The organism is Actinoplanes sp. NPDC051633 (genome assembly GCF_040681735.1).
Lineage (GTDB): Bacteria > Actinomycetota > Actinomycetes > Mycobacteriales > Micromonosporaceae > Actinoplanes.
In genome coordinates this window covers 1-3,858 of the sequence record NZ_JBFAZH010000753.1, presented here as the reverse complement: position 1 = coordinate 3,858, position 3,858 = coordinate 1, and the positions used below count along the sequence as shown (strand labels likewise).

Annotated in this window: 4 protein-coding genes, 1 tRNA gene and 1 pseudogene; 4 read left to right on the top strand and 2 right to left on the bottom strand. The window is 69.1% G+C overall.

Features of this window, described 5'->3' with window-relative positions:
* On the top strand, positions 1-470 hold a 470-nt coding region (locus AB0M20_RS31275; protein ID WP_364303925.1), incomplete at its 5' end, for a hypothetical protein.
* Between the two features lie 152 nt (positions 471-622).
* Here AB0M20_RS31275 and AB0M20_RS31270 read toward each other — a convergent pair.
* Positions 623-1,153 (bottom strand): hypothetical protein, encoded by a 531-nt coding sequence (locus tag AB0M20_RS31270; RefSeq protein WP_364303924.1) that lies wholly within the window; start codon positions 1,151-1,153, stop codon positions 623-625.
* Positions 1,154-1,435: 282 nt separating this feature from the next.
* Between AB0M20_RS31270 and cmk the strand changes: the two genes are divergently transcribed.
* From cmk to AB0M20_RS31255, 3 genes are all read left to right on the top strand, one after another.
* Complete coding sequence (gene cmk, locus AB0M20_RS31265; RefSeq protein ID WP_364303923.1) at positions 1,436-2,116, top strand: (d)CMP kinase; 681 nt, start codon at positions 1,436-1,438, stop codon at positions 2,114-2,116.
* Complete coding sequence (der, locus tag AB0M20_RS31260) at positions 2,113-3,474, top strand: ribosome biogenesis GTPase Der (RefSeq protein ID WP_364303922.1); 1,362 nt, start codon at positions 2,113-2,115, stop codon at positions 3,472-3,474. The genes cmk and der overlap by 4 nt, the downstream gene beginning before the upstream one ends.
* A 48-nt stretch (positions 3,475-3,522) precedes the next feature.
* Positions 3,523-3,596: transfer RNA gene (locus AB0M20_RS31255), tRNA-Pro, on the top strand.
* Here the strand turns inward: AB0M20_RS31255 and AB0M20_RS31250 are convergent.
* Positions 3,578-3,858 (bottom strand): annotated as a pseudogene (locus AB0M20_RS31250) (hypothetical protein); the annotation flags it as partial. The gene AB0M20_RS31255 and the pseudogene AB0M20_RS31250 sit on opposite strands and share 19 nt — an antisense overlap.

Sequence of the window (3,858 nt, the reverse complement as noted above, 5' to 3'; positions counted from 1 at the left end):
CCGTGAACGGCACGGTCCGGTTCCAGGCCGGCAGCCACACCGGCTACAAGTTCAACTCGACCGGTGGCATCACGGCGCAGAAGAGCATCACCCTGACGTCCAGCTCCGGCGCGCATGCCGATCAGCGCATTCGGGTCGTCGGCAGGAACTACTACTACCGGATCACCAATGGCGCGTTCGCCGGATACCTGGTTCCGGAAACGTTCAGCAGCCGAGTTTTGCTGGGCAAGGTGCAGGAGCAGAGGTACTCCCCGAACCTGCGGCTCAATGTGCGACCCGGCACCTACACCGGATACGCCTACGACGCGAAGGGCACCTTGACGGCGACCAAGACGCTCACCTTCAGGACGGCGTCGAGTGCGCCGCTGGGGGCGAGCGCGATCGTCAACGCCCGGACCTCATATCAGGTGACGGCGGGCGCGTACGTCGGCTACTGGCTGCCGCACGTCACCGGGCTGTCCTTCTCCTGAGCCGCGGGCATCCAGCGCTGGGTCCTATCCCGACGGGTTCGGTCGCGGCAACGTGACACCTGACATCGGTGCTCGAGGCCGTGGTCCGGTGCGAACGACCCGGCCCCGGAGACGGTGTCGCCGGCCGCGGCCGGGATGGCGCTGGCGCCGCTCTACGCCTTGCGCCAGCGCGCGCGATCTTCGCCGGCCTTCGCCGTGCACCGCATCCGGGTGCCCTTGCTCGTGGTGCCGCGGGCGCCTTCCGGTGAGCAGAATGCACCGGGGCGAACCCCGCTCTGCGACGAGGCGGTCCGGGTGTTGGTGGGCTCGGGCTTGGGGCGGGTGGTCGTCGGCCTGGTTGGGGGAGTCGTGCGCTTCGGCCGGGCGGTGGTCTTCGACGGGGAGGGAGCCGCGGCCTTCTCGACCGCCGTCTGTGTCGGCGTCGTCTTCTGGGTCGGCGAGGGCGCGGTCGGCGCTGGGATGGTGGTTTCCGCGGTCCGCGCCGGGGCCGCGAAGGGCGCCGCGGTGGCCGTGTCACCGGTCGCGTTCGTGTCGCTCGGGTCATCGGTGGACAAACCGATGGCGACGGTGCCGCCGCAGCACAGGAAGAGCAGGGAGGCGACCCCGATGCCGATCTTCTTCCACGGGGTACGGCGCACTGGCGGCTGCGGGGCGGTGGGCTGTTGCCATGCCGGGTTCGTCACCGGTCCAGGGTGGACGGGTGTGGTCCCGCGGTCGATCACCCGTTCGTGTCTTGCTGACCGTTTTCGGTCATGTGCGTCGACCGATCATGCGAGAGCCGTCCCAGCGGGTTTGTCGTTGTCCCCGTGACGGGCCGGCGGCGGCGTGGCCGGCTCGGCCACGACGGTGGCCGGCTGAGCGGCGGGACCGTGTTGTGTTCGTACCCGTCAAGGTCTTGATTTGGGTGTCACCTGCGCGGCGGGCACAATGGGTGGGTTGGGCTGGATGACGCATGGGAGACGCGCGTGGGTGAGGTTTTGCGGCCGGAGCGGTGTGTGGTGGCCGTTGATGGGCCATCGGGGTCGGGCAAATCCACCGTTTCCCGGCGTCTCGCTACCGCGTTGGACGGGGTGTATCTCGACACCGGCGCGATGTATCGGTCGGTGACGTGGGCTGTGCTGCAGGCCGGTGTCGATCTCGCGGATCCCGATGCGGTGACGAAGATCGCTCTGGAGACCGATTTGACGGTCGGGACCGATCCGGTGGCGCCGCATTTCCGGGCCAATGCCGTGGATGTCGACGCGGCTATCCGGGGGCCCGAGGTGACCGGCGCCGTTTCCGCGGTGGCGGCCGTCCCGGCCGTCCGGCGGCACCTGGTGGCGCTGCAGCGGGAGATCATCGGGGCGCATTCGCGAATCGTGGTCGAGGGACGTGACATTTCTTCGGTGGTCGCGCCGGACGCCGATCTGAAGGTTTATCTGACCGCTTCCGCCGCCGCGCGGGCGCAGCGGCGCAGCCTCGAGGACGCGACCGATGTGGCCGCCACGCAGGCCGATTTGGAGCGGCGGGACAAAATCGATTCCAGTCGTACGGCGGATCCGTTGCGCCGCACCGACGACGCCATCGAAGTGGACACGACCGGAATGGGAATCGACGAGGTTGTGGCGCATTTGCTGGACCTCCTGAACAGCAAGGTGACTCGGTGACCGACGTTGAGGTTTCTGTCGCGGCTCCCGTGGTGGCGGTCGTCGGCCGTCCCAATGTGGGCAAGTCGACGCTGGTGAACCGCATCATCGGCCGCCGCCAAGCGGTCGTCGAGGACACGCCGGGAGTGACGCGCGACCGGGTCCCCTACGACGCCAACTGGAATGGGCGCCGTTTCACCGTCGTGGACACCGGCGGGTGGGAACCGGACGCGCGGGACCGCGCCCTGGCGATCGCCAATCAGGCCGAAATCGCGATCCAGACCGCCGACGTCGTGCTGTTCGTGGTGGACACGACCATCGGCGCGATCGACGACGACGAGGCCGCGGTGCGCATGCTGCGACGCAGCAACAAGCCGGTGATCCTGGTCGCCAACAAGGCGGACAATCAAAACCTCGAGCTCGAGGCGACGTCGTTGTGGTCACTCGGCCTGGGCGAGCCGTACGCGGTTTCCGCCCTGCACGGCCGCGGTTCCGGCGACCTGCTCGACGCCATTCTCGAGGCACTCCCGACAGCGCCGCCGATCATCGAATCCGGTCCGCGCGGTCCGCGCCGGGTCGCGCTCGTCGGCCGGCCGAACGTCGGCAAGAGCAGCCTGCTGAACAAGCTGTCCCGCGAGGAGCGGGCGGTCGTCGACTCCGCCGCCGGCACCACGGTCGACCCGGTCGACTCCCTGGTCTCGCTCGACGGCGAGTTGTGGCAGTTCGTCGACACGGCGGGCCTGCGCAAGCGGGTCTCGACGGCGGCCGGCACCGAGTACTACGCGTCGTTGCGCACGGCCGGGGCGGTGGAGTCGGCCGAGGTCGCCGTGGTGCTGCTGGACGCCTCGGAAACGATCAGCGAGCAGGACCAGCGGGTGCTGACCTCGGTCGTCGAGGCCGGCCGGGCGCTGGTGATCGCCTTCAACAAGTGGGATCTGGTCGACGACGACCGGCGGTTCTACCTCGAGAAGGAGATCGACCGAGACCTCAAGCGGATCCCGTGGGCGATCCGGGTGAACATCTCGGCCAAGACGGGCCGCGCCGTCGACAAGCTGGCGCCGGCCCTGCGCCGGGCGCTGGCCTCGTGGGAGCAGCGGGTGCCGACCGGCGCGTTGAACACCTGGCTTACTGCCCTTACGCAGGCCACACCGCACCCGGTGCGGGGCGGGCGGGCGCCGCGGGTGCTGTTCGCGACGCAGGCGGGGGTGGCGCCGCCCAAGTTCGTGCTGTTCACCACCGGGCCGTTGGATACCGGGTACATCCGCTTCGTGGAGCGAAAGTTGCGGGAAGAATTCGGGTTCGAGGGGTCTCCGGTGGAGATCTCGGTGCGGCCGAGGAAGAAGCTGGGGCCGGGGGGTCGCGGCAAGGCTCACGGGTAGGGCTTTGGTAGGGTGATGAGGTTGCCGCGCCGAGGGTTGGCGCGGCGGCGGGCTGTAGCGCAGCTTGGTAGCGCACTTGACTGGGGGTCAAGGGGTCGCAGGTTCAAATCCTGTCAGCCCGACCGTGGAACAGCAGGTCAGGGCCGGTGTCGCGGAGACGCGGACCGGCCTTTTCCGTCTCCCGGTCGTCCTTGGGAGAATCCTGGGAGATGATCTTCTCCCTGAGCAGACCGTTCAGGACCGCTACCGATGAGCCTGGCGAGAGCTGCAGCCGGGCTTCCAGCGCGCTCTCCCACACCGCCGTCAGCCCGTCGAGCAGCCGTCGCACCATGTCAGCCGTCGCGTGCGCGTAGCGCGCCTGGACCGAGCCGTCAGAGTGACCCA